Origin of the sequence: Pectobacterium brasiliense (assembly GCF_016950255.1) — a bacterium.
In the GTDB taxonomy this organism is placed as follows: domain Bacteria; phylum Pseudomonadota; class Gammaproteobacteria; order Enterobacterales; family Enterobacteriaceae; genus Pectobacterium; species Pectobacterium brasiliense.
In genome coordinates this window covers 1509062-1535550 of sequence record NZ_JACGFN010000001.1, presented here as the reverse complement: position 1 = coordinate 1535550, position 26489 = coordinate 1509062, and the positions used below count along the sequence as shown (strand labels likewise).

24 protein-coding genes are annotated in these 26489 nt (G+C 44.3%); 20 read left to right on the top strand and 4 right to left on the bottom strand.

Features of this window, described 5'->3' with window-relative positions; genetic code table 11:
- The first annotated feature begins 13 nt into the window (after nt 1-13).
- From H4F65_RS06755 to glf, 8 genes are all read left to right on the top strand, one after another.
- Entirely contained in the window at nt 14-1126 is a 1113-nt protein-coding gene (locus H4F65_RS06755) for a DegT/DnrJ/EryC1/StrS family aminotransferase (protein WP_010281347.1), read from the top strand.
- Entirely contained in the window at nt 1123-2373 is a 1251-nt protein-coding gene (locus tag H4F65_RS06750; protein ID WP_010281349.1) for an O-antigen translocase, read from the top strand. Before H4F65_RS06755 ends, H4F65_RS06750 begins: the two co-directional genes overlap by 4 nt.
- A gap of 48 nt (nt 2374-2421) precedes the next feature.
- Nucleotides 2422-3336, top strand: coding sequence for a glycosyltransferase (locus H4F65_RS06745; RefSeq protein ID WP_039319231.1), 915 nt, complete (start codon nt 2422-2424; stop codon nt 3334-3336).
- 64 nt (nt 3337-3400) lie between these two features.
- Entirely contained in the window at nt 3401-4075 is a 675-nt protein-coding gene (locus tag H4F65_RS06740) for a glycosyltransferase family 32 protein (protein ID WP_039319229.1), read from the top strand.
- Between the two features lie 112 nt (nt 4076-4187).
- Nucleotides 4188-5282: an EpsG family protein gene (locus H4F65_RS06735; RefSeq protein WP_010281357.1), complete on the top strand. Its 1095-nt coding sequence runs from the start codon at nt 4188-4190 to the stop codon at nt 5280-5282.
- Complete coding sequence (locus H4F65_RS06730; RefSeq protein WP_010281361.1) at nt 5270-6268, top strand: glycosyltransferase family 2 protein; 999 nt, start codon at nt 5270-5272, stop codon at nt 6266-6268. The genes H4F65_RS06735 and H4F65_RS06730 overlap by 13 nt, the downstream gene beginning before the upstream one ends.
- A 54-nt stretch (nt 6269-6322) precedes the next feature.
- On the top strand, nt 6323-7237 hold the full coding sequence (locus tag H4F65_RS06725) for a glycosyltransferase family 2 protein (RefSeq protein WP_010281364.1): 915 nt from the start codon (nt 6323-6325) through the stop codon (nt 7235-7237).
- Between the two features lie 22 nt (nt 7238-7259).
- The gene (gene glf / locus H4F65_RS06720) at nt 7260-8411 is read left to right on the top strand and encodes a UDP-galactopyranose mutase (RefSeq protein ID WP_010281367.1); all 1152 of its coding nucleotides are present in this window, start codon (nt 7260-7262) and stop codon (nt 8409-8411) included.
- A 42-nt stretch (nt 8412-8453) separates the two neighbouring features.
- On the opposite strand, the gene rfbD is transcribed toward glf, so the two are convergent.
- From rfbD to rfbA, 3 genes are read right to left on the bottom strand one after another with little or no spacing between them, the layout of a single operon-like run.
- The gene (gene rfbD / locus H4F65_RS06715) at nt 8454-9299 is read right to left on the bottom strand and encodes a dTDP-4-dehydrorhamnose reductase (protein ID WP_010281370.1); all 846 of its coding nucleotides are present in this window, start codon (nt 9297-9299) and stop codon (nt 8454-8456) included.
- Complete coding sequence (gene rfbC, locus H4F65_RS06710) at nt 9296-9832, bottom strand: dTDP-4-dehydrorhamnose 3,5-epimerase (protein ID WP_010281373.1); 537 nt, start codon at nt 9830-9832, stop codon at nt 9296-9298. The genes rfbD and rfbC overlap by 4 nt, the downstream gene beginning before the upstream one ends.
- Before the next feature lies 1 nt (nt 9833).
- The gene (gene rfbA / locus H4F65_RS06705; protein WP_010281375.1) at nt 9834-10703 is read right to left on the bottom strand and encodes a glucose-1-phosphate thymidylyltransferase RfbA; all 870 of its coding nucleotides are present in this window, start codon (nt 10701-10703) and stop codon (nt 9834-9836) included.
- A 244-nt stretch (nt 10704-10947) separates the two neighbouring features.
- Here rfbA and H4F65_RS06700 point away from each other — a divergent pair, with 244 nt between their 5' ends.
- From H4F65_RS06700 to H4F65_RS06645, 12 genes are all read left to right on the top strand, one after another.
- Complete coding sequence (locus tag H4F65_RS06700) at nt 10948-11844, top strand: sugar phosphate nucleotidyltransferase (protein WP_010281378.1); 897 nt, start codon at nt 10948-10950, stop codon at nt 11842-11844.
- Between the two features lie 230 nt (nt 11845-12074).
- Nucleotides 12075-13481, top strand: coding sequence for an NADP-dependent phosphogluconate dehydrogenase (gndA, locus tag H4F65_RS06695; protein ID WP_010281382.1), 1407 nt, complete (start codon nt 12075-12077; stop codon nt 13479-13481).
- 448 nt (nt 13482-13929) lie between these two features.
- Entirely contained in the window at nt 13930-14220 is a 291-nt protein-coding gene (locus tag H4F65_RS06690) for a hypothetical protein (RefSeq protein ID WP_010281383.1), read from the top strand.
- Between the two features lie 75 nt (nt 14221-14295).
- The gene (locus H4F65_RS06685) at nt 14296-14973 is read left to right on the top strand and encodes a YjbF family lipoprotein (RefSeq protein WP_039319224.1); all 678 of its coding nucleotides are present in this window, start codon (nt 14296-14298) and stop codon (nt 14971-14973) included.
- Between the two features lie 9 nt (nt 14974-14982).
- Nucleotides 14983-15765, top strand: a complete 783-nt coding sequence (locus tag H4F65_RS06680; RefSeq protein WP_010281394.1) for a capsule biosynthesis GfcC family protein — start codon at nt 14983-14985, stop codon at nt 15763-15765.
- Nucleotides 15762-17903: a YjbH domain-containing protein gene (locus H4F65_RS06675; RefSeq protein WP_010281395.1), complete on the top strand. Its 2142-nt coding sequence runs from the start codon at nt 15762-15764 to the stop codon at nt 17901-17903. The genes H4F65_RS06680 and H4F65_RS06675 overlap by 4 nt, the downstream gene beginning before the upstream one ends.
- 388 nt (nt 17904-18291) lie before the next feature.
- The gene (locus tag H4F65_RS06670; RefSeq protein ID WP_010281396.1) at nt 18292-18849 is read left to right on the top strand and encodes a chorismate mutase; all 558 of its coding nucleotides are present in this window, start codon (nt 18292-18294) and stop codon (nt 18847-18849) included.
- A gap of 18 nt (nt 18850-18867) precedes the next feature.
- Nucleotides 18868-20496 (top strand): S53 family peptidase, encoded by a 1629-nt coding sequence (locus tag H4F65_RS06665; protein ID WP_010281397.1) that lies wholly within the window; start codon nt 18868-18870, stop codon nt 20494-20496.
- A gap of 328 nt (nt 20497-20824) precedes the next feature.
- A complete protein-coding gene (locus H4F65_RS06660; RefSeq protein WP_010281398.1) occupies nt 20825-22249 on the top strand; it encodes a glycoside hydrolase family 1 protein in 1425 nt (474 codons plus the stop codon).
- Between the two features lie 94 nt (nt 22250-22343).
- Nucleotides 22344-23180, top strand: coding sequence for a BglG family transcription antiterminator LicT (gene licT, locus H4F65_RS06655; protein ID WP_010281399.1), 837 nt, complete (start codon nt 22344-22346; stop codon nt 23178-23180).
- Nucleotides 23181-23397: 217 nt separating this feature from the next.
- Nucleotides 23398-24459, top strand: a complete 1062-nt coding sequence (gene adrA, locus H4F65_RS06650; protein ID WP_039319221.1) for a diguanylate cyclase AdrA — start codon at nt 23398-23400, stop codon at nt 24457-24459.
- Nucleotides 24460-24605: 146 nt separating this feature from the next.
- Nucleotides 24606-25058 carry a hypothetical protein gene (locus H4F65_RS06645; RefSeq protein ID WP_010281407.1) on the top strand — a complete coding sequence of 151 codons (453 nt, stop codon included), beginning with the start codon at nt 24606-24608 and terminating at the stop codon, nt 25056-25058.
- 116 nt (nt 25059-25174) lie between these two features.
- On the opposite strand, the gene H4F65_RS06640 is transcribed toward H4F65_RS06645, so the two are convergent.
- Complete coding sequence (locus H4F65_RS06640; RefSeq protein WP_010281412.1) at nt 25175-26278, bottom strand: ABC transporter substrate-binding protein; 1104 nt, start codon at nt 26276-26278, stop codon at nt 25175-25177.
- Nucleotides 26279-26489: the final 211 nt, after the last annotated feature.

The window sequence follows — 26489 nt, the reverse complement described above, 5'->3', positions numbered from 1 at the left end:
TGCGGAGAATATCATGATTAATTTTTTAGACCTCAAAGAGGTTAACTTAGAATATAAAAGTGAGTTGACTGAGAGTTTTTTGAGGGTTTTAAATTCAGGGTGGTATATTGCGGGACAAGAGCTTTCAAAATTTGAGGATGAGTTTGCTACATATTGTGGAACATCGCATTGTATTGGTGTAGCAAATGGACTAGATGCTCTTATTTTAACTATTAGAGCATGGAAGGAACTGGGCAAGCTAAAAAGTGGCGATGAAATTATAGTTCAAGCTAATACCTATATTGCTTCGGTACTCGCTATAACCGAAAATGGTTTAACACCAGTATTAGTTGAGCCAGACCCTGTAACTTATAATCTATCACCTGAATCTATAAAGTCCGCAATTACCTCGAAGACAAAGGCTATTTTACCTGTCCATCTTTACGGGCAGATTAGTCCCATGGATAAAATTATGGAGATTGCTAAAACACATAAACTCCTTGTTCTTGAAGATTGTGCTCAGTCCCATGGTGCGCTTCTCAATGGGAAGAAAGCGGGAGCATGGGGAGATGCCGCTGGGTTTAGTTTTTATCCAGGGAAGAATCTTGGTGCATTAGGTGATGCTGGTGCCATTACGACCAATGATGATGAATTGGCTGATGCATTAAAAGCACTAAGAAACTATGGATCACATAAAAAATACGAAAACCTTTATCAAGGCGTAAATAGCAGACTCGATGAACTTCAGGCTGCGTTGCTGGCGGTAAAATTAAAATATTTAGATGAGACAAATCGCAGAAGACAGGAAATCGCTAAAGCTTATTGTTCTGGCATCATTAATGAATTGATTTCATTACCTCATCTTCCTGAATGTATTTCTGAACATGTGTGGCATTTGTTTGTAATACGGTGTGATGACAGAGATAAGTTGCAAAGATTCCTCTCGGAAAAAGGTATTCAAACGTTAATTCATTATCCGACTCCTCCACACCTTCAGCATGCTTATCAGGAATTAGGCTTTGGAGAAGGCTCTTTTCCTGTTACTGAATCTATTCATAAAAAGGTATTGAGTTTACCAATGGGGCCAACGTTATCTGATACAGAGGTTCAAGAGGTTATTACGGCGCTAAACGAGTACCAGGGATGAGAAAATTACTCTCGGTGACCTTTTTTAGCGGGCTACTGACATTAGCAAAAATGGGAAGTGGGTTTGTAATTGCCAAGATAGTTGCTATTTATACTGGCCCGTCAGGTATGGCTATGCTGGGGCAGATTCAAAGCATAGTGACCAGCTTTAACGGCATTGTAAATGCTCCTGTTGGTAGTGGTATCGTACGTTATACTGCCGAGTTTGAAAAAGAAGGTGTGGAAGGGTGTGCGCCATGGTGGAAAGCCAGCCTATGGTGGCTGGCTATTATACTTTCCATTTTAATGCCTATCGGTTTTTTTTTCGCTCGTTCCTTATCAGATTTTTTACTTAATGACCCTAATTATGCATGGATCATTTGGATTACAGTTGCTTCATTACCTGTTGCTGCGCTTGGTACGCTGGTTAATTCAGTAATTAATGGATATCAGCAATATAGACGTTTTGTTATATTGGGAGCAATATCTACAGCTTTTTCATGTACGTTAATGATTACGTTAATCATTAATTTTGGTATCAAGGGTGCTCTGTTCGCTGCGGCTATCCAATCAGGACTGATTGGATTAATTCTTATTCCTAGCGTATTACGGCAGCCATGGGCTAAATTAAGCTATTGGTGGGGGGAAACAGATACATCGAATAAAAAAAGGATTGGTGGTTATATACTCATGGCGACGACCACGGCCTTAACCGCGCCAATCGCATTAATCGGGGTTAGAAATGTTCTGATTAGCCATGTCGGCTGGGAGGAGGCCGGGCAATGGCAGGCAGTTTGGAAAATCTCTGAGGTTTATTTAGGGGTTATCACCATTGCTTTAAGTACGTATTACCTACCTAAGCTATCGACGCTTAAAGGGGTTGAAAATATTCGAGCTGAAATTAATCAAACTGCAAAAATAATAATTCCTATTGCTGCAATTATGGCTCTTGGTGTCTACCTCTTTAGAGATCTTGCAATTAGTTTACTTTTTACTGAAGCATTCCGCTCAGCTAGGGAGTTATTTGCAATTCAATTAATTGGTGATGTAATAAAAATTACTAGTTGGCTTTATGCATACCCTATGTTATCAAGAGGGGCTACTAAGTGGTTTGTTTTTTCTGAAGTAATATTTTCATTTACTTTCTTTGTATTAGCGTGGTTACTGATTCCTTTTTATTCAACACAAGGTGCAAATATTGCTTATGCCGTGAATTATTTATTTTATTTTATTTTTTGTATGGCTTTTTTTAATCGCTACTCTCGTTAATTAAATATAAATTATATTATCAATAATATAATTTAGAGTCATTTTTATATGAAAGAAAACACTCCTCTAGTATCTATTGTTATAGCTTCTTATAATGCAGTCGATTTTATCGAAGATACGCTGAATAGTTGTATTAATCAAATTTATGGTAACATTGAAATAATTATTACCGATGATTGTTCGAGTGACGATACAGTAAAAGTCTGTGAAAATTTGCTAGGTATACTAAAAGAAAAGTATCCTAACACTGAATTTTTATTATTAAAGAATAATAAAAATGTTGGTATAGTAAAAAACCTTAATCGAGCAATAAATTTTTGCAATGGTGAATGGATAAAATTCATAGGTTCTGATGATATTCTGATGCCAGATGCAATATCAAATTATATGGATTTTATATGCCATAACCAGAAAAAAAATAATCTTGGAGCCGTTTTTGGTAAATTTAAAACCTTCAGTGACTCTGCAGTTATTGATGAGAAAATATTTCCTTTAAAATATACAAGAACTGTAATTGGAATGAAATCAGGCTGGCTGAAAAAGAAGGTGATAAATTTACATTTCAATAATGTAGCTCCTAGTGCTTTTATTAGAGCTAGCGTTTTAAGAAGTCTTGGTAATTTTGATGAGAATTATGTTTTTCTAGAGGATCTTCCTCTTTGGATGAAAATGGTTACATTGGATATAGATATAGATTTTATTGATAAAATAGCAGTCTTATATCGGATACATAATAATCAGGTAACTCACTCAACGACTTCAGGCATTAAAAAAATATTATTGGATGACTTGCTTAGATTAAATCAATTAAGAAAAGAAAACGGTTTCTATTTTGCTTACTTACATCACAAGTATCAATTTTGGTTGAGAGAAAAATATGTGATACCTCCTCGTTTTTTGAGGTTTTTAGATCCTATAGAATTTTTCATATGTGGCTTCGATAAAGTTATCCCAACTAGATAAATTTATCTATGAAGTTATTAATGGTGAATTAGTCGTTAAATATGTTCATTTTTGAGGTGAGTAATTGATCCCTAAAATATTTCATTACATTTGGTTAGGTAATAATGCAATGCCTGTGACTGCAAAAAGATGTATTGAGTCATGGAGTAAATACAATCCTGATTTTGAAGTGAAATTATGGAACGAAAGTAATTTAAATATAAATGATGATGTTTATTTTAATGCTTATAAAAAAAAGGCTTGGGCTTTTTGTGCAGACTACGCGCGGCTATTAATTCTTAAAGAACATGGCGGCATTTATTTAGATATAGATATGGAAATTATAAAACCATTTCATGATTTTCTAGGTTTCGAATGCTTTTTGGGAAAGGAAACAAGCACATCTTTATCATGTGGTGTCATTGGAAGTAAACCTAATGATGAGTTTATTACAGATTGTTTTACTGAATTGCGGAGTGCCATGACTAATGATTTTGTACCAATACCAATGATATTTAATTATGTATATGAGAGGAAAAAATATGAAAATGTTAAGATATTTGATGAATGCGTCTTCTATCCTTATAACCCTTTTAATTCAGATGTAAAGATACTTTTTTTTGATGATATAAAAAATACTACTTATGCTATTCACCATTGGAATTATTCTTGGAAACCGAAGTTACATTCGAGAATCTTTAATAAAATAAAAAGAACGTTAGTGAGAAGTAAGTTTTTTAAGTTAAAAGGCATTACATAACCCATTAATCCTAAAGTTATTTTTCTATAAGAATAATTCGCTCATGCTGTTGTCTCCAATTATATTGTATACATTAGTTGTGTGGCATTAATTTACCCCGTTGGTGAAAAATATGTGGATGTTGATTTTTTTTACTTTATTATATTTTGCATATTCCTGCCTTATTGTCTTTTCTATAAAAAATAAACACTTATCGATTGGGTTACTGTTATTACCAGTAACTATTTTATCTGGTTTTAGGTACGATGTCGGTTTTGATTTTAATACCTATGTATTATATTTTCATCAATCACAAAATGACAACGAGGTATATTTAGATGCTACATTTAGGCTATTGTCGAAAATATGTGGCGATATTGGTGCCAATGAACAACTCCTGTTTTTAACATATTCACTTTTATCATCTTATATGATTTATAAGATTGTTATTAAAATTGCTTACAGCTATAATGTTGTGGAAATTAATACATTTGTTCTTCTTATTATATTGTCTTTTTATTCTTTTTATTTTTTCTTAAGTCAGAATCAAATTCGTTCCTCTTTATCCGCTTTATTTCTTTGCTATGCTTTTTTACGTAAGGAAAAAGATATCTGGTGTTATATAAATCTAATTCTAGGTGTTTTGTTTCACTCGGCGGCTATTTTTCTTGTGCCACTAATATTTATAATAGACCGAGTGAGTATCAAATTAATATTTATAATATTTCCTATTATTGCCGCCTTTGCATTTTTTAATTTTTTCACCGATTTTATCAAACTTTTTCTTTCTGCTTTCAACAGCCGTTTCCTTGTTTATTTTAATTCTGATTTTTTTGAGCCTAAAGCTGGTTTAGAAAAGATATACACGCTAATAACAACTGTAATCATGTTTGCTATGTTAAATGCGGCAGTTAGAATTTTGGACTCTTCATTTGAAAGAACGTTGAAGTTTTGTTATCTATTTTTATTACTAAGACTGATGTCAATAGATGCACTTATATTTGCAAGACTTAGTGATTTCTTAAAACCGTTATCGATAGTAATCGTTTCTGTTACTATTTGTTATATCTCAAAAAAAATAAAGCCTAATATATTAGCATTTTTGTATTTAATTGCAGTAATGTTTGCTGCAATTCTTAATATATTTTGGGGCTCTAATATATCTGATCTTAATGATTATAAATATAATTTTAATATTTGCCTTTTTGGAGAAATATGTCCAGTTTAAACAATGAAAAAATTGTACTTTCAATAATAATACCTGTCTATAATGTAGAGGAATATGTTCATGAATGTTTATATAGCATAATTTCCTCTGTGGGCTCTAAAAATAAATCTAAAGTAGAAGTTATCATAGTAAATGATGGTAGTACAGATTCTTCATACAAATCGATATTTCCTTTTTTAAGTAACTATTCTTTTGTAAAATACTTTGAAAAAGAGAATGGGGGATTATCTGATGCTAGAAATTATGGTTTAGATAATGCGAAAGGATATTTTATTTGCTTTATAGATTCTGATGACTTTGTTAAAGAAACATTTGTAAATGATATTATCGATGTTATTGGTAACTATTATTTTGATGTTTTCTCTTTTAGATATACAAAATGCTATAGTGATAAAAACACCGTTGTTTTTGATGAGTTTGATAAAAAAGATATCCTTAACGTTAATAAGGATTTTTATTCTAAACAGCCCGTTTTTGCTTGGAATAAAATATTGCGACGTGAGATCGTTGCTAACGCACGGTTCACTAAAGGGCTATTTTTTGAAGATGTAGCGCTTATTCCTAAGCTCATCGATAGATCAGAAATTCTACTGCACTACAATAAATCATTATATGCTTATAGACAAAGGTCGGGAGCTATCACTTCTTTTCAGGATGATAAATATCTTGATATCCTGAGGGGAGTTAAATCATTATGGGATAATTCACAATCAGATTATATAAAAACTATAATTATAAACCAGTTTTTCACATTGACTTTGTTATCGATGAGACTGCCATTGGGTAAATATTTTAAAAACATGAAATATATTGCCACCTTTTATCGTGAAAATTTTTCATTCCCGATACCCGACTATTACTATAGTATTAAAAGCATTCCGTTTAGGCTATTAGGTTTGTTAGGAAATAAAATGATTTTTCTTGGTGTTTTTTTAAAACCTTTCATATCATTACACCTCTTTATTAAAAAGAGAAAGTCTGCATAAGTATATGGGATTATTTTATTTTGTATGCTGTTAGTAATTAGGAGCTGTAATTTAATGAATACCTCAATAGCACTGGTTTTAGTTACTTATAATCGAGTGGCTTTGTTGAAAGAAATGCTTTGTTCTATTTTAGAGCAAATTGAAAAACCTGCCCATGTATATATTATAGATAATAACAGTAGTGATAACACAGCCACTGAAGTCGCCATTTTTATAGAGGAGAATAGGGATTCTCTTCAAGTTAGCTATCATAACACAGGCAAAAATCTTGGTGGTGCAGGTGGTTTTGAGTTTGGGAGTCGTCTGGCTTACGAGGCAGGATATGAATGGATCTGGTTAGCGGATGATGATGTTGTTTTTTTTCCAGACTGTTTATCAAATTTACTTAAATATCGAAGTGCTGCGGATATTTTACAGCCTGTGCGAATGAATACGGATGGTAGTTGTGCTGAAATATCTGGTATCGATTATGAAATTAATAATCCATTTCGATTAAATCCTAAGAAGATAAAAATTACAGATATTTATGATAAAAATTGGGAGATACAGGAGATACATACTATACCTTTTGAAGGACCTTTGATAAATCGTCGTGTATTCGAAAGAATTGGATTTCCCAATAAAAATTTTTTTATTTTTTATGATGATTTGGATTTTGCCATCCGAGCTAATCAGGCTGGTTATAAAATAATTTGTGTGAAATTGGCAAGGATGGAGAGAAAAATAAAATTTGTTCAGAGCCGGGCTCTAACTTCTTGGAAAGGTTATTTTATGTACCGTAACTTTTTCAAAGTTCAGTTAACTTACGCAAGAAGACCTCTGGGGATTATTCGTTCATTAGCAATATGTATTACTGTCAGTGTTTATTCAATATTCACTGGGAAAATAAAGTCTTTACCAACGTTATTTTTTGCATTAAGAGATGCATTAAAAAAAGACTTTCCTTTAGATTCTCGTTTTAAACCTTAATTTAAATATTTGATGAGTTACTATGGCTAAAAAAATTTCTATTGTTGGTGCCGGATTTAGTGGTGCTGTAATTGGCCGTCAATTGGCTGAGGCCGGCTTTTTGGTAGAAGTATTCGACCAACGTGAGCATGTTGGTGGAAATTGTTATACCGAACGCGATAAAGAAACTGATGTTATGGTTCACGTCTACGGGCCACATATTTTCCATACTAATAATAAAATAGTGTGGGATTATATTAATCGTTTTGGATCATTCAAGCCATATACTAATCGGGTAAAAGCTATAACAAACGGAAGGGTATTTTCTTTACCAATAAATTTACTAACAATTAATCAGTTTTTTAATAAATGCTTATCTCCTTCTGGTGCGAAAAATCTCCTCTCTGAGAAAGCGAATAAAAATATTACCGAGCCGCAAACGTTTGAAGAGCAAGCATTGGCATTTGTTGGTAGCGAGCTATACGAAGGATTTTTTAAGAGTTATACCATTAAGCAGTGGGGAATTAACCCAACAGAACTTCCAGCGAGTATCCTAAAACGATTACCTGTGCGGTTTAATTATGATGACAATTATTTTTCACATCAGTACCAAGGGATGCCGGATAATGGGTATACGCCTATTATTGATAACATTCTTACACATCCTAATATTCATATAAATCTAGGAACAAATTTTTCCCCTGAAGAGTGTGATAACTATTTACATACATTTTATAGTGGTACAGTTGATGGATTCTTTCAATACCAACTTGGTCGCTTACCGTACCGAACCTTGGATTTCAAACAAGAAATTCATGATGGAGATTTTCAAGGGTGTGCGGTAATGAACTATTGTGATAATAGCCAGTTGTTTACACGTATTACAGAGCATAAATATTTTGCTCCATGGGAAGAACACCTAAAAACGGTCATTTATAAAGAATATAGTAGAAATTGTGAAGAAAAGGATATTCCCTATTATCCTGTTCGTTTAGTTAATGATAAAGATTTGCTGAGTAAATATGTTAGCTTAGCTGAACGACTGGAAAATGTCTCTTTTGTTGGTCGTTTAGGAACATATCGTTATCTGGATATGGATGTTACAATAGAGGAAGCATTAAACACGGCTGAGCGGTTTATAGCTTTGAATAAAGAAAAAATAAAAATACCTGTTTTTTTTACTGACATCATCTGACGATAAATATCCCCATAATTATCTATGGGGATATTCATTTTTCTAAATGGTCTTCTGCAACGCATTTTCCCATCTAGACAAACTGATGCCGAGTTTCTTTACTCTATCACAAGCTAGCGTTGAATATGCAGGCCGATAAGCTGGAGTTGGGTAGTCTGTTGTTGGGATTGGTTTCAAGGATGGGATGTCTATCAAACGCGATTTATCCGCTGCGATAGTAAAGATTGATTCAGCAAACTCATACCAACTCACCTCTTCATCCCCACAGTAGTGATAAATCCCACCCACAGCATTTTTTTCCAGAAGAGAAATAATCGCCTGCGCTAAATCTCCTGCATAGGTTGGGCAGCCGCGCTGGTCGTTAACTATACTCAACGAGTCTCGCTCTTTAGCCAACCGGAGCATTGTCTTAACGAAATTATTGCCGTATTCGCTAAAGACCCATGCGGTACGCACAATAATTGCTTCGGGGGAGATTTTTGTTACCGCCTGTTCACCTGCCAGCTTGGTGTTGCCGTAAACGCTTAGCGGATTTGTTGCACTATCTTCGTTGTAAGGTTCTGTTGCACTACCATCAAAGACGTAGTCTGTAGAGACATGAACGAGCCGCACATTGTATTTAGTCGCTACAATTGCTAGGTTCTGGGGGCCGTGCACGTTGATGCTTTCTGCAATCTCAGGCTCTGATTCCGCTTTATCCACGGCTGTGTAGGCCGCGGCATTAACGATAGCATCTGGTTGAAAACTTTTTACTACCTCTGCAACACGTTCTAAATCTGTGATATCCAGTTCATTAGAATCGGTTGCCAAAATCTCCCATTCTGCAGGTAAACGATCCTGAAAACAGCGACCCAATTGCCCATTCGCACCTGTCAGTAATATTTTCATTTTGCTAGATCCTTGAATAATTTACCTAACTTATCTTTCTCGGATAGCAGCGGGGATGAAATTGGCCATTCAATACCAATCTCAGGATCGTTCCACAACAAGCAGCCCTCATCGCTGGGATCATAATAATCCGTGCATTTATATTCAAAATCAGCGATGTCAGAAAGCACTGCAAAGCCATGTGCTAGCCCTGGTGGTAGCCAAAATTGGGTTTTGTTTTCTTCAGAAAGGATAACGCCTTCCCATACTCCGTATGTTGGCGAGCCCGGACGAATATCCACGGCGACATCAAATACCTCTCCACGCACCACATGTACCAGCTTCCCTTGTGGTTTGGTTTTCTGGAAATGCAGGCCTCGTAAAACACCTTTACCTGACCGAGAATGATTATCCTGAACAAAGTCTACATCAATATTCAGCATCTGCTGATAACGCTTTTTCTCGAAGGTCTCCAGAAAAAAACCACGAGCGTCGCCAAATACTTTGGGCTGAATGATTTTTGCCCCATGAATTTTTGAGTCGGTAATCTGCATCTTATTTTTCTGCAATCAATCGTGAGAGATAAAGTCCGTAAGGAGTTTTCGCCATGACAGCGGCTTCCTCGGCAAGTTGATGGGCTGTTATCCAGCCCTTTTTAAAGGCGATTTCCTCAAGGCAGGCGACCTTAAACCCTTGGCGCTTCTCGATGGTATGGATAAATTGTGAGGCTTCAATCAGGCTGTCATGCGTGCCTGTATCTAACCAGGCGAAACCACGTCCTAATAGTTCAACGTTTAGATTGCCTTGCTCTAGATACATCTGATTGAGCGTGGTGATTTCTAACTCGCCGCGGTGTGACGGTTTGACCTGCTTCGCCATTTCTACAATATTCTTATCGTAGAAATAGAGCCCAGTGACAGCCCAGTTCGATTTCGGTTTTACCGGCTTTTCTTCTATCGACAGTGCTCTGAAATCCTGATCAAACTCGACAACGCCAAAACGTTCGGGATCGGTGACCTGGTAGCCGAAGATCGTTGCACCGTCTTCTTTTGCCGCCACGGATTCAAGCTTCTTACCAAAACTCTGGCCGAAATAAATATTATCGCCGAGTACCAGCGCACAGCGTTCCCCATTGATAAACTCTTCACCGATGATAAAAGCTTGGGCAAGTCCATCAGGGCTGGGTTGAACCGCGTAGCTAAGCTCAATACCAAAACGGCTTCCGTCGCCCAACAGGCGTTGAAATGCTGGCATATCCTCGGGGGTCGTGATTATCAGTATTTCACGGATACCTGCAAGCATGAGAACTGAAATAGGGTAATAAACCATCGGCTTATCATAGATTGGCAGTAGCTGCTTAGAAACGCCGCGAGTAATCGGATATAGCCGAGTACCACTTCCCCCTGCAAGCACGATCCCTTTCATCAATAACTCCGCCTTTATTTCGTTAAAAATTATCTTTAAATAGTTGTTCTAGTATATCACTCTACCTCACCAGAATTGTCTGACGTATCAGAAAAAGTCAGATACCTGAGATCGCTTTGTCACAGATTGGGTGTAATCTTAGTGTCATGCATGGCGTTGTGGGATTACGCTGCTAAGTGAAAAGTGTTCGATAAAACAAAATCGTTCTCCAGATACAAACCATCAGATTGAAGAGAGTCAATCCATGACATCATTGAAAGCTATTATCCCTGTAGCAGGTTTAGGGATGAATTTGTTACCAGTGACCAAGGCCATTCCTAAGGAAATGTTGCCATTGGTTGACCGCCCGGTGATTGAGAAAATCGTCAACGAGTGTGTGAGAGCAGGGATTAAAGAAATTGTTCTGGTGACGCATGCGTCGAAAAACGCAATTGAAAACCACTTCGACACCTCGTTTGAGCTTGAATCTCTGCTGGAAGAACGCGCCAAACGTCAACTGCTGGCCGAAGTACAGTCCATCTGCCCGAAAGGCGTGACGATCATGAACGTCCGTCAGGGAGAAACGCTGGGGTTAGGGCATGCGGTCTCCTGTGCTCGCCCAATCATTGGCGATAGTCCGTTTGTGGTGGTGTTGCCCGATGTGGTGCTGGATGAGAGCTCGGCCGATCAGGCAAAGGAAAACCTGGCGTTGCTGATTGCTCGTTTTGAAGAAACAGGGCGGAGCCAGGTGCTGGTGAAGCATCGTCCTTATGAGGTGTTGCCTGAGTATTCTGTCGTCGATTGTGACAAACCGCTGGTGAACCCGGGCGATGCCGCAGCGATTACGTCTATGATTGAAAAGCCTGAGGCACCCTCTGAAACGGGGTCTGATCTTTCTGCGGTCGGGCGTTATGTATTAACTGCCGATGCCTGGCCACTGCTGGAAAAAGCGGTCCCCGGTGCATGGGGACGCATACAGTTAACGGATGTGATTGCCGACATGATTGCGACTCAGCAGGTTGATGCTGTGCAAATGTCCGGCAAGAACTTTAACTGCGGCCGTAAATTGGGTTATGCGCAGGCATTTGTGTCCTATGGACTACGCAATCCTGAGTTTGGTGCCGAATTTAAAGAAAGTATTAAGGCGCTGCTGAAAAAGTAATAGTGCGTGATAACTCGCTGTAAAACCGCAGATCGTTGAATCGTTCTGCGGTTTTTTCTTTTTCCCGCCATACGTTCCGATTGGATGAGCTTTCGCTATCAAACCAATCACTACCCACCCACGCAAAGCTGAGTTACCATGTCGACCTGTTTTTAAATTGCTTGCGAGGTCGCAATGCGAGGCGTTGTCGCCGTTGCAGGCAGGTTATCCTTCAGACAGGAGTTGCTTTAATGTCCAAACAGCAAATTGGCGTTGTTGGTATGGCGGTGATGGGGCGCAATCTGGCGCTGAACATTGAGAGCCGTGGCTATAGCGTTTCCATTTTTAACCGTTCTTCCGATAAAACCGATGAAGTTATCGCGGAAAATCCGGGTAAAAAGCTGGTGCCTTCTTACACCGTTGAAGAGTTTGTCGAATCCCTGGAAAAACCCCGCCGTATTCTGCTGATGGTGAAGGCCGGTGAAGCAACCGATAAAACGATTGAATCGCTGAAACCTTACCTGGAAAAGGGCGATATTCTGATCGATGGCGGTAACACCTTCTATAAAGATACGATTCGCCGTAACCGCGAACTGTCCGCTGAAGGGTTTAACTTCATCGGTACAGGCGTATCTGGTGGGGAAGAGGGCGCGCTGAAAGGGCCTTCCATCATGCCTGGCGGCCAGAAAGAAGCGTATGAACTGGTTGCTCCTATTCTGGAACAGATTGCCGCACGTGCTGATGGCGAAGCCTGTGTGACCTACATTGGTGCTGATGGCGCAGGCCACTATGTCAAAATGGTGCATAACGGCATTGAATACGGCGACATGCAGCTGATTGCTGAAGCCTATGCATTGCTCAAGCAGGCACTGAATCTGAACAACGACGAGCTTGCTACGACGTTCTCTGAGTGGAACAAAGGCGAGTTAAGTAGTTACCTGATTGAAATCACTGCCGATATCTTCAAGAAAAAAGATGAAGAAGGCAAATATCTGGTTGACGTGATTCTGGATGAAGCCGCTAACAAAGGCACGGGTAAATGGACCAGCCAAAGCTCTCTGGATCTGGGTGAACCGCTGTCTCTGATTACGGAATCTGTTTTTGCCCGTTACCTGTCTTCACTGAAAGATCAGCGTGTTGCTGCCTCTAAAGTGCTGACTGGCCCGACGGCTCAGCCATTCGGTGGTGATAAAGCCGAGTTTGTTGAGAAAGTGCGCCGTGCACTGTATCTGGGTAAAATCGTTTCTTATGCTCAGGGCTTCTCACAGCTGAAAGCGGCATCAGACGAGAACAACTGGGATCTGAACTACGGTGAAATCGCCAAGATTTTCCGCGCGGGCTGCATCATCCGTGCACAGTTCCTGCAGAAAATCACCGATGCGTATGAGCAGAAAGCGGATATCGCTAACCTGCTGTTGGCTCCTTACTTCAAGAAAGTGGCTGACGAATATCAGCAAGCACTGCGCGATGTCGTCTCTTACGCTGTTCAGCAAGGTATCCCGACGCCAACCTTCTCCGCGGCCATTGCTTATTACGACAGCTATCGCTCCGCGGTGTTGCCTGCTAACCTGATTCAGGCTCAGCGTGACTATTTCGGTGCACATACCTATAAGCGTACAGATAAAGAAGGCGTATTCCATACCGAATGGCTGGAATAGTCGTTTCTTATGCTTAGATAGTGCTATTTGTTAATAAAACGCCAGATTAGGAAATATCTGGCGTTTTTTATATTGCTGAATGAGTACATCGATATCGTTAAGATATCTATGACTTTTTTTCTGCAATACTGTAAATTTCATTAAAGAAATCTGCTTTTTTACCGAGATCATTGCTGTTTATTACATCGGGATCTTGCTATTTTTAACAGTGTTGCAAAAATCGAGTTGTAGTTTTGCTTTCTGGTGTTGCTTATCAGAGGTGGTTTGATCTCATAGATGGTTTGATCGCCATTGAACTGTAACGCATTACTGGGAGGATCCCAGTAACGGTCAGTAACGATGCAAAAGTAGATAGTTTTGCCGTTGTGCTGGCTGGAATGAAGGACGGGGTATGGTCTTTTCGACGGTACCCCACCCTGAAGTACTTCATGTTAAAAAGGAAATCGTAATGAAGAAAACGTTAATCACGCTGGCTGCTGTACTGGCCATGTCGTCAAACGCGTTTGCTGTTGATGGCGTCTCTAGCGCTACGGCTGCGGGTACTACGACCACCACGACGACCAGCGCAAGCGCTGGTGTTGCCGCTGGTGCTGCAGGTGCCGGTGCCGCTGCTGGTACTACTGCTCTGATTGCAGTTGGTGTTGCTGCTGCTGTCGCTGTTGGTGTAGCTGTTGCTGTTGCAAGCAATGATGACGACAACGCTACGGGAACAACAACCGTAACTGGTACCGCTGGTTAATACCGTTTCAATTCTAAGGCCACTTCGGTGGCCTTTCTTTTTACGGGCTACGCTGTTCAACGAGAACTTCATCGTATGACAAGAATAAAACGAATAGCAGAAATGAAAGCGCTGATTGCTATCCCCCTTTTCTCAATTTTATTAACCGGTTGCTCCCAAAATATGGAGCAGGTGGGGAAAACGTTTAAACTGGCATTTTTCGGGCAGGATGATACTCATGTGACGGCCAAACAGGTTGCCAATACGCCCTATGCCTCGGCTTATCTGAAGGTGGGGAAAGCGCCTCAGGCGTTTGTCGTGCTCGCTTTTGCCGAACAAAATCAGTTGAAATGGATTGGGGCCGATAAAAATATGGTATCGACCCAACATGGCCGCCTGGTGAAAACGCAGGGCTTCGGCGAAGACATTACCTATGTGGACAACTTGCAACAGGATCCCCTGAGATTAGGTCTGTTGAAGACATCGACGCCAATGACATGGCAAAGCCGGATTGAATGGGCTCAGGTCTTCCGTGGCGGTTACGCTACCACGTCCGTTTTTCATGCCCGCGGCAAAGAAACCGTAAACATTCTGGATACCTCGCGTGAGCTGCTGCGCTTCGATGAGCAGGTTACCGTCCCCGCGCTGAACGAATCTTACACTAATAGCTACTGGCTTGATCCGACCAACGGAAGGGTGGTCCAAAGCCAGCAGTATATGGGGCCGGATATGGCATTGGTAAAATTCACCGTATTAAAACCCTACGCACAATAAGGGGCTGCAATGTTGGCACTCAATCGTATCGCTACCTTGTTGCTGCTGGTTTCCGGCGTCGCGACGTCTGCGCAGTTGACGGTGAAATCACCTCAACAGACGATCGCCGTCGTTAAATTGGATGACGGTACGCGTCTTGAAAAATTTTATGAGCAGGTTCCCTGGCCACAGAATATTAACTGGCAAACCGCATTTATTTCTGATTTTGCGACGACGCAGAAAGTACGCGCGCAAGGGGATGTCTTACTGCAAAAGCTGGCTGAACTGGAAACGCGCTGGCGTAATTCTGGGGACGGCGATCTGGCGATCTCTGCCTGGCTGCTGAGAAAGACCATTAATCCGATTAATGTTGCTGGGCGTATCCGCACAGATTTGGATCCTGACCGCGTGCGCGTATATGCAGAAAATAATCGCCCTTTGGTGGGGGAATATGCACTGTATGTGGCACCTCATGACGACAAGTTATCCCTGATCGGTCTGGTGAATACCTCCGCTGACGTGGGTGAACTGGAGACATCGGGGAAAGTGGCGCTGCGTGCCGGATGGTCGGCCGAAAATTATCTCTCTGGACGGCGACTCCTTGCGGGGGCGGATAACAGCTATGGTTATCTGATCGCGGGAAATGGTCAATGGCGCAAAGTGCCGCTGGCGCTGTGGAATCGTCAGCATATTGAGCCTGCAGCGGGTGAAACGCTCTTTATCGGTTTTAACCCTGCGGTATTACCCCAAGAGATGTCATCACTCAACGAGCAGCTTGCTGACTACCTAGCTAACCGGACTCCACTCGAATGACAAAGAATAGAAACGTTAAACTAGGCTGTCTGGCGTTGGCGATTGGCAGCATCTTGAGTGCACAGGCGATGGCGGCTGAAACAGAAAGCAGCCGTACTGCGACAAACCCGAATCTGCGTTTTCAGCCTGCGGGGGTATCGCAGTCTGATTTCGGTGGCACCGGTCTGTTACAGATGCCTACGGCGCGTATGGCGGAAACGGGCGAGTTTAGCCTTAATTACCGTGATAACGAAGAATATCGGCGCTACTCCATATCGCTCCAGCTCTTTGACTGGCTGGAAACGACAGTGCGCTATACCGATATCCGTACTCGGCCTTACAGTACCAATACTGATTTCAGCGGCAGCCAAACCTACAAAGATAAGTCATTCGATGTCAAAGCCCGTTTGTGGCAAGAAAGCTACTGGATGCCGGATGTTTCTATCGGATTGCGTGATATTGCCGGTACAGGCTTGTTCGATAGCGAATATCTGGTGGCCAGTAAGCGTATGGGGCCATTTGATTTTACGCTGGGTATGGGCTGGGGCAACATGGCCCAGAGCGGCAATATTAAAAACCCGGCCTGCTCGCTAAAAGCCAGCTTCTGCCAGCGTAGTGAGGATTTTTCAGGTACCGGGGGAGAGTTTGAGGTCGGTAATTTCTTCCATGGCCCTGCCGCGTTGTTTGGTGGTATTGAGTACCAGACCCCCTGGGATCCTCTGCGCTTAAAACTGGAATACGACGGTAACGATTACAGTGCAGAGCGTACTTCGGCTACTGCTCAGTCACAACAGCTCAAACATGATTCTCCTTTCAACATCGGTGCGGTCTATCGCGTCGGCGATGTGCTAGATACCACCTTATCGTGGCAGCGTGGCAATACGTTGATGTGGGGCTTTACCCTACGCACTAATTTCAACGATCTGAAGCCGAACTATTTAGACGATGCACCACCCGTGTATGCGCCGGTGCAGGATGGCAAAGGCACAAACTGGCAGCTCGTTTCGAAAGAGCTGAGTGATAAGGCTGGTTTTAAGGACGCTGATATCTACGCGGACCAAAAGCAGGTCACGATTGTTGCCGATCAGACAAAATATCGCGACAGCGATCAGGCAACACAGCGCGCGGCGACGGTATTGGCAAACCATGTACCGAACGGTATTGATGAATATCACATTGTTCAGCGCAGCCAGCGCTTACCGATTGCCAGCACGGAAGTGGATGCCAAAGCTTTCCATCAGGTTAAGCAGGCCGCTGTTCCGCTTGGTCAACCCGAACCTGAAACGCATCGTAAAGAGCCGGTATCCGATGTTCGCGGTCAGCAGGTGCTGCTCGCGGAACCCGATCGCCTGACGTACTCATTAGATCCTACGCTCACGCAGTCTTTCGGTGGCCCTGAGTCCTTCTACATGTATCAGGTCGCACTGAAAGGTAACGTGGACTACCGTCTGAGCGATCACTGGAGTGTGGGCGGCACCGCGACGCTGAATCTGGTGAATAACTTTGACAAATTCAACTATAAAACGCCGCCGGCGGATGGGGCCGCTCTGCCTCGTGTCAGAACCTGGGTGCGTGAATACGTCACTTCTTCCGATCTGTTGTTGACCAATCTGCAATTGACCCGCAGGGATAATCCCGCGCAGGACTGGTATACCCAGGTCTACGGCGGTTATCTGGAAATGATGTACGCGGGTGTCGGATCTGAAGTGCTGTATCGTCCGTTCGGTAAAAGCTGGGCGCTGGGGATGGATGTGAACTATGTCAAACAGCGTGACTGGAACGACATCATGCGTATGGCTGATTACGATGTGGTCACAGGTCACCTGACCGCCTACTGGGAACTGCCGTTTGTGGAAGGCGCGGTGGCGAAAGTGAGTGTGGGCCGTTATCTGGCAGGGGACAAAGGGGTAACCCTCGATCTGTCTCGCCGCTTTGATAGTGGGATTGTTGCGGGTGCCTTTGCGACCAAAACCAACGTTAGCGCTGCTGAATATGGTGAAGGAAGTTTCACCAAAGGCTTCTACGTCTCCATACCGTTTGATCTGCTGTTCACTGAACCGACGGTGAAACGTGGGGCAGTCGGTTGGGTTCCACTGACGCGTGACGGTGGTCAAATGCTCCAACGCCGTAGTCCGTTGTATGGCGTGACCGATCATTAATCGATCCCGATCCGTTTAGGCTTAATCAAGCCCGTCATGGTCAAGCGCCACGACGGGCTTTTTTGTGCGTGTTGATTTTACGGAGTAAAGTTATTTAGTAACCATGGTTAACTATTTCATTTGGTTATCGTTTGTATCTTAATCATGTCGTACTGAGGATGACGCTTCTGAGTCTTTAGCCATAAATTGATGATAATTTAATGGCTTAACCACGAACATCGTGACAAGTTGGGGCATTTTTAAGACGAAGTGTGTCCTGAGGGTAATGATTGAAATAGTTGCGTCATGGAATATTCATATGGCGAAACCTATTATCTCCTGCCGCAATGGTGAAATAAAAACATAGCCATAGATCTTCATGGTAGTGCTAACAGGAGAGTGTAACCCAATGAATTTGCCTATTTCCGCTGTTATCTCGTTAATGATGAGCGCTGTTTGGTGTGTTCCTCTCTATGCCACAGCGCAGGACAATGCTCTTGGTATCTATCAACTGATTCAGGAAAGGATGGTGTTGATGAAAGATGTTGCGGGGTATAAGGCTCGTCAACACCTGCCCGTTGAGGATCTAAAACAAGAGGAACGTATTTTGAGTAAGGCGCGGGAGCAATCTGCTGCTGTTGGTTTATCCCCTCAGAGTACACAGCTGTTCGTGACTTCATTAATGAATGCCAGCAAAGCGATTCAGTATCGTTACATGGCTGACTGGCTTGCGACACCGGAGAGCGATTGGACGCCGCTTTCGCTGAACGACACCATTAGACCTACGTTACTCACGATTGACGACCAGCTTCTGGTGAGTATTAAACGTTATCTTGCGAATGGCGGGCATTTTTCGCCTCAGCAAGAGGCGACATTTCTTTCTTCTATTAATGTTGAGCATCTGTCACAGAACGACAAACGCCAGATTTATGCGGCATTGAGTCAAATTGAACCAGACGGCAAATAGCTGAGTGGAGAGAAGACGATGACTTACCAATTATTGAAAGGGAGTGAACGCGGAAATATCGCTGACGCAGCGTACCGCGAACGCTGCGATGTTAATGAAAGCGTCAGAGTCATGCTGGTGTTGCGTTTTACGACGCCAGATGATGAGTATTACGCCGAACTGCACGATAGCATCGATCCACAGTTTGGTGGCATTAGCGCCAATAAGCCGCTATCGAGAGCAAGCTATGCCAGAAAATTCAGCGCTGATGAGGCCGATATAGAGCATGTTCGTGCGTTTGCGCGACATTATCGGTTATCTATCGAGCGTGAACACGCTGCCAGCCGTACCGTCTTCTTGACGGGGACAGTCGAGCAAATGGAGCAGGCGTTTCGCGTAAGTTTAGCCCGGTATGACCACAAGCACGGGGCGTTTCGTGGGAGAGCTGGGGGGATTTATCTGCCGGGATACCTACAGGGTGTGGTTATCGCCGTGCTAGGTCTTGATGAGCGTCTGGCGTCGAACTGTTACCTGCGCATGAATGACGCGTTCTCGACTACGGCAAAACGTCTGTCGGGCTATACACCACTTGAACTGGCGGAACACTACGACTTCCCGGAACATGATGGCGCGGGGCAGTGCATCGGCATTATTGAGCTGGGGGGCGGATATCGCTTACCGCAGTTGGAGCACTATTTTAAACGAATGGGCGTCAATCCGCCGCAGATTGTCGATGTTTGTGTGTGGGGCGCGAAGAATGTCCTTGCTTCGGCAGATGGCGACAAAGAGGTGAACCCGATTGATATCGAAGTGCAGATGGATATCGAAATTGCGGGTACGTTGGCACCCGCCGCTAAAGTGGTGGTGTATTTTGCTCCGAATACCGATGCCGGGTTTTTAGAGGCGATCAATGCAGCGATTCATGATGAGAAAAATGCGCCGTCGGTGATTTCGATTAGCTGGGGCTCCAGCGAATCAGAATGGACTGCGCAATCATTACAGGTGTACAACCAGGCCTTTCAGACTGCGGCTGCGCTAGGTATTACCGTGTGCGTGGCCTCTGGCGATCGTGGTTCACAGGATGGTGAATCCCATGGTTTGCACGTCGATTTCCCGGCATCCAGCCCCTACGTTTTAGCCTGTGGCGGCACTCGCTTGCAAAAATCAATGGAAGAAACCACCTGGCATAGCCGAGACGGCAGCGCGACGGGCGGTGGCGTTAGCCAGCACTTCGCGTTGCCCGGTTGGCAGCTAGGGATATCTCTGGTCGACAAATATGGCGGTCATCATCCCTTGCAACACCGCGGCGTACCTGACGTCAGCGGCAATGCCGATCCTGAAACCGGCTATCTGATTGAAGTTAACGGGCGGGAAGGGATAGTCGGGGGAACCAGCGCTGTCGCACCGCTGTGGGCGGGGTTATTGGCGCGAATGCTGGCGTTGACCCACTCGGCATCATTGTTTATCCCTCCCTTGCTGTACCGTAATCGTAATAGCTGCAAGGATATCGTGCGGGGAAATAATGGGGCATTTGTCGCCTCGGAAGGATGGGACGCTTGCACCGGGCTGGGGTCGCCGGATGGAATGAAATTGCTAAGGCTGTTGAAACGGCTCGTGAGGCTCAATGGTAATGGTGTGCACGACCGCGATGATGGGCACGAGCGGTGAGTCTGCATACCTGAGAGCGCTGCCACAGGGGACACCCCCTGCTCAGACGAGGAAATTATCGGTGATATTCATCACAGATCGCCCGACCTCGGTTTGAGTCTGGGGCGGTTAGCGGATATAACCCGATAAGAAGGACGTGATCGGGCTAAGGCCTGAGCGAAACCTGATACGACGCATGTTATTCAGACATGCTTGTATCAGGTTTTTTTTTTGCCTGAATCCAGCCCGATCGCGTGCTACCCATAACAGCAGTGATGTCTCGCTGACATTGTCTTGTTAAGAAATTGTCTTGTTAATAAATTGTCTCGTTGAGAAAAGGAGAAAAACCGTGAAATACCGTCATCTTAAACGTTTCCCTGAGGGGTTTTTATGGGGCGCGGCGACATCGGCTTATCAGGTTGAAGGGGCATGGAATGAAGACGGCAAAGGGCCATCGGTGATTGATGCCAGAACGTCCTATCCTGAGGGTACAACGGACTTTACTGCCGCCAGCGACCACTATCATCGTTACAAGGAAGATGTCGCACTGTTTGCCGATATCGGCTTTAAAACCTACCGTTTTTCCATCGCCTGGAGCCGTGTCATTCCCGATGGTAGCGGCGAAGTAAACCCCGCGGGCATTGCGTTTTACCACAATCTTATCGATGAATTGCTGCATTACGGCATTGTGCCGATTGTCACGATGTACCATTTCGATCTACCGCAGGCGTTACAGGAAAAAGGCGGTTGGTATAACCGGGAAACGGTGGATGCATTTGAGCGCTTTGCCAACGTGCTGTTTGATGAATACGGCGACAAGGTGAAGTACTGGCTGACCATCAATGAACAAAACATGATGATTTTGCATGGTTCTGCATTGGGTACGTTGGACCCTACGCTGGAAAATCCGAAGCAGAATCTCTATCAGCAGAACCACAATATGCTGGTGGCGCAGGCAAAAGCGATGAATGCGCTACATGAAAAAGTGCCCGGCGCAAAAATTGGTCCGGCACCCAACATTGCGTTGATTTATCCGGCCTCACCGAAGCCGGAAGATGTCATGGCGGCGTTCAACTATAACGCGATCCGCAACTGGCTGTATCTGGATATGGCGGTATACGGGCGCTACAACACCGCGGCCTGGCGCTATATGGAAGAAAAAGGCTATACGCCGGAGATTCTGCCCGGCGATATGGATATTCTGGCATCGGCCAAGCCCGATTTCATCGCCTTTAACTACTATACCTCGCAAACGGTGGAGGCCAGTAAAAATGACGGGCAGGATGAAACGGCGCGTGGCGGCGACCAGCACCTGAAATCGGGTGAAGAAGGCGTACATCGCGGGGCAAGCAATCCGTGGCTGCAGAAAAATGCCTTTGGCTGGGAGATCGATCCGATAGGCTTCCGCAATACGCTGCGTGAGCTGCACGATCGCTACCATTTACCGCTGATCATTACGGAAAATGGGCTGGGTGCGTTTGATACGCTGGATGAAAACGGTGAGATTCATGATGATTATCGCATCGACTATCTGCAACGCCACATTGAGCAAATCCAGCTTGCGATCACTGATGGTGTGGATGTCTTCGGCTATACGCCATGGTCGGCGTTGGATCTCATTTCCACCCATCAGGGATGCTCGAAGCGCTATGGCTTTATTTACGTTAACCGTGAAGAGTTCGATCTGAAAGATCTGCGGCGTATCCGTAAAAAAAGCGCATACTGGTATGCTGATGTGATTAAAAACAATGGGCTGGATAGCTCCGAAGCGTAAGTAATGAAACAACACGTCTCGTCGATATCACGTTGAGGCGCTAAACGGTAGGGAAGGCCAGCGTGCCTTCCCGTCAGACAGGACGGCTGATGCGATGATCATTGAAAAAATACTGAGCAATAACGCCGTTCTGGTGCTGGCAGATGACCAACGGGAAATTGTGGCGATTGGCAAAGGCGTCGGCTTTGGCAAGAAAGTGGGTGACCTTATCGACCCGCAGCGCATTGAAAGCCAGTTCGTGAAAAAAAGCGACGGCATAGCGGATGTGCTGTCACAGTTGCTGGCGGATATTCCACCTGACTGTCTGGCGGTCACGCAGCAGATCATTACTCTGGCGCAAAAAACGCTGCGACTTGATGTGCAGGACACGCTCTTTCTGGCCTTAAGCGATCACATCAACTTTGCGATTCAACGTCATAAGAAAGGGCAGACGATCAAGAACCTGATGTTATGGGATATTCGCCAGTTCTATCGCAGTGAATTTGCCATTGGGTTAGAGGCACTGGAACTGATTCGCAGCAGGCTGGGAATCGATTTACCGGAGGATGAAGCGGGGTTTATTGCGCTGCATCTGGCGAATGCGACGAATAACAGTGACATGCAGAGCACGATGCAAAGCGCGGGTATCATTAAAGATATTCTGACCATTCTGAAATACGATCTTCACATCACGTTTGACGAGCACTCTCTCAATTATCAGCGTTTGATTACGCATCTGAAATTTTTCGCTCTGCGTTTGTTAAATCGGGAAACCGTGAACCACGGTGATGATTCTATCTATCAGGGGATTACCGAATTGATGCCGCGGGCCTATACCTGTGCGATGAAGGTGTATGACTATGTGGAAAAAAATTACGCCTGCCACCTCACCACTGATGAGATCATGTTTCTGACTATTCACATCAACCGGTTGCAGCCTTCTCCAGCTTAACAACATGATGGATATCCCTACGGCAATAAGCGGAACGAAAGTCACGGGTAAGACCAGCTACCGTTAACATCCGTGCTACTCTCTCCAACCCTTACGGCATCAGTTCGTTTCGTTATGTAACAAAATAAATTCAAAAATTGCTCACTGTTGCTGACAGGCTTTCAGCCATAATGTTCTTTTTTCTCGCTATTTGTTCGTGAACCGCATGGGGGTCGTTATGTCAGCCTCACCGCCAATGTTTTTGACGGTAGATGTACGTCGCTCAGGGCTACGCTTTTCCCAGCGAGTCTATATTCCACGGATTGTCGGTACGATCCTCTGTTCTCTCTTTATATCCTCGGTCCTGATGACCAAGTCTGTGCCTACGCTACTGTGGGTGCTGCTCTTTCTTAATACCTTCATCTGGCCTCACATTGCTTACATGTTGTCCCTGCGGTCACGCGACCCTATGCGGTGCGAGAAGCGTAATTTATTGCTTGATGTGGTATTTGGCGGCATCTGGATAGGATTTATGGGCGTGAATCTTCTGCCCAGCGCCCTGATTGTCGCGATGGTTGGGATGAACTGTACGGCTGGCGGTGGGATAAAGCTGTTTGTGCAGGGTATCGTATTGTTGTGTGTGAGCTGCGCGCTGACTCTTGTGCTGTTTGCGGTGCCTGTTTCGCTGGATACGACACCCATACAGATTTATGCCTGCCTGCCGATGTTGCTGATCTACCCGATTTCTCTGGGCTACGTGACCTATGCCACCGCGCTGAAACTGGCGGAACACAAACGTATGCTGATGGAAGTCAGTATTCATGACGGCATGAGCAGCCTCTATAACCGTCATCACTGGGAGCGTCTGCTGAAGCATGAGTATGATATTTGCCAGCGTTATAAGCGTACGGCGACGTTAGTCCTGTTTGATATCGACCATTTTAAAGCCTTTAACGATAACTTTGGGCATAACGTCGGCGATCAGGCGATTTTGCTGCTGGCGCGTGAACTGACATCCGGCTTTCGGGAAACGGATGTCATTGGGCGATTCGGCGGAGATGAGTTTGCCGTTATTTTACCGCAAACCAGCGCGGGAGAGGCGCTGGACGCCGTGAATCGCATTCGGGAGAGTTTGTCGCTGAAGTTCCTGAACCAGACCCCGCAGCTGGCGGTGTTTGTCAGTGTCGGCATTGCGGAGATTTCACCGGAAATGGTCCAATATATGGACTGGTTAAAGGCCGCGGATATGGCGCTCTATCGGGCAAAAAATAAAGGCCGCCGCCGAACCGAAGTTGCTTGAACATTCCAGTCTACAGGCCGATGTTCGGGGGTTGTGATACTATTCAAGACTCTGTTCCCTGCTCATTAACGGGGATTCAGGATCGTCGGTATCGATAGACGATGTATTTTTACAGGGCACCGGGTGCCATAAACAGGGACTGAATCATGACCATGCTACGAACTACATTGAGTGGATTGTTTATTCTACTGATTTGCCTCTTCTCATTTGCCCGTGTGGCTGCGGCAGAAACGCCACGTCCACCCATTGCGACGCTGATCAAAGCCTATGAAGGCACAGAAGGGGCGCAGGTCTGGACGCTACGTATTGGTGAGCCGGCTGACTCCACGGCGTTGGTACAAATTACCGGTATCGATCATCAGTGGAATACCAAAATCCAAAAGATGAACGTTGAAAAGCAAGCCAGTGGGACACGCTATTGGCTAGAGGTTGATCATAAAAAGTTCGTGGTGCTGATCATGAATCAGGGATATGGCGAACTCTACTTACCCGGTGAGGCGCAGCCTGTGCGCATTGGTTACAGCAAATCGCTGTCCGAACAGGGTAACCCAGAACACTTTTTGACGGATTATTTACAGCAGTCTTCCACCAGCCAATGAGTGCTGAACGCTGAACACCGAAAGTGACAAATAAGCCCTTATCGTTTTTTTGGCGATAAGGGCTTTTTCTAAAGCTGGGCCAGATGTGTTAGGTACACATCATGCGGGGAAAATCTTTAGTGCGGTAATGCTTCTTTGGGATGCAGTCCCAGGTTACCCGGAGACGGCTCACCTTTCACTTCGCCGAGATATAAACCGATCTGGGCACGGAATGACTCTACCGCGGCACGATCGCTCATGAAGTCGGCAAAAGCCTGTGGACTGGTGTTCTTATATTCCCAGATAGGTTTATAACCAGCAGGTGGTGCCACGTCAGTACGCACCGACCACATATACCAGACATTGCTCTGCGTCTCTTTATCCAGCAGCCAGCTCAGATAGAGCTTGGCGCTTTCCGGGTGTTTAGCCTGTTTGAAAATAGCGGCACGCTGTGCCCAGGAAACAAACGGATCGCTTTTGGGCAGAACGAAGCGCGAATTCGCGTTTTGATCGGGAGCCAGTGCGCCGTCGGTTGAGAAGGTTGCCGCTGATTTACCGCTTTCAACATCGTCTGCGGGAGCCTGCGTACCGCGAACATAAACCGGATTCTGTTCTTTGAATTTAGCGACATACTCCCAGCCGTATTTATCCACGACCTGCTTAAACCAGAACAGCACGGCGTCGTCATCGTTCGGGTAGGTTAAGACAATGCTGCCTTTTAGATCGGGACGTAAATAGTCATTGGCTTCTGTCGGCCAGGCATTTTCGGCAATCAGCTTGGTATTGACTACGTTGCTGAACGCATCGACAAAGACACCGGTCCAGGCACCATCTTTGTCTTTAAATGCAGGGTATACTTTGTCCCAACCGATAGGTTTGTAGTTCAGCAGCACGCCTTCTTTTTTCCAGCGTGGGTAATCCTGCAAGGTTTGTAGCTGTACCACATCCGGCACCAGCGTCTTCGTCGCCAGTTGGTTATCAATACGAGCATCGTGGAATTTGCTGTAGTCCACAATGACGTTGAGTTTCATGCCCGGAAAGCGTTTTTCAAACGCCTGTTTGATGCCATCCTGTTGACCTGGCGTGTCACCGCCCGCATAGACGGTCACAATACCGCCTTCCCGTAACGCATTTTGATAAAGCTCGTTAATCGGGCGTTTATCGGCCTCTACTGCCGCATAGCTGGCCGCTGCCGTCGCCATTAGCGCCGTAAATGCGACCACCTGTTTTAGTTTAAACATCGATTCCTCCTGAATGAGAGCCGTCTCTACCGACGCACTTTTTATCCTTTGTAGTTGTTGGCCAGGATAAGCGTGCATAGGTAGAATCATTAAATGATTATCAAATTATTTAATTTGTTTGATATTCATTACCCTGCTGAGATAACGGTTAATCTGCCAGTTATCTGCGGGTTTGCGTATATTATCCGGTTGTGAATAATGTTAAATGAGA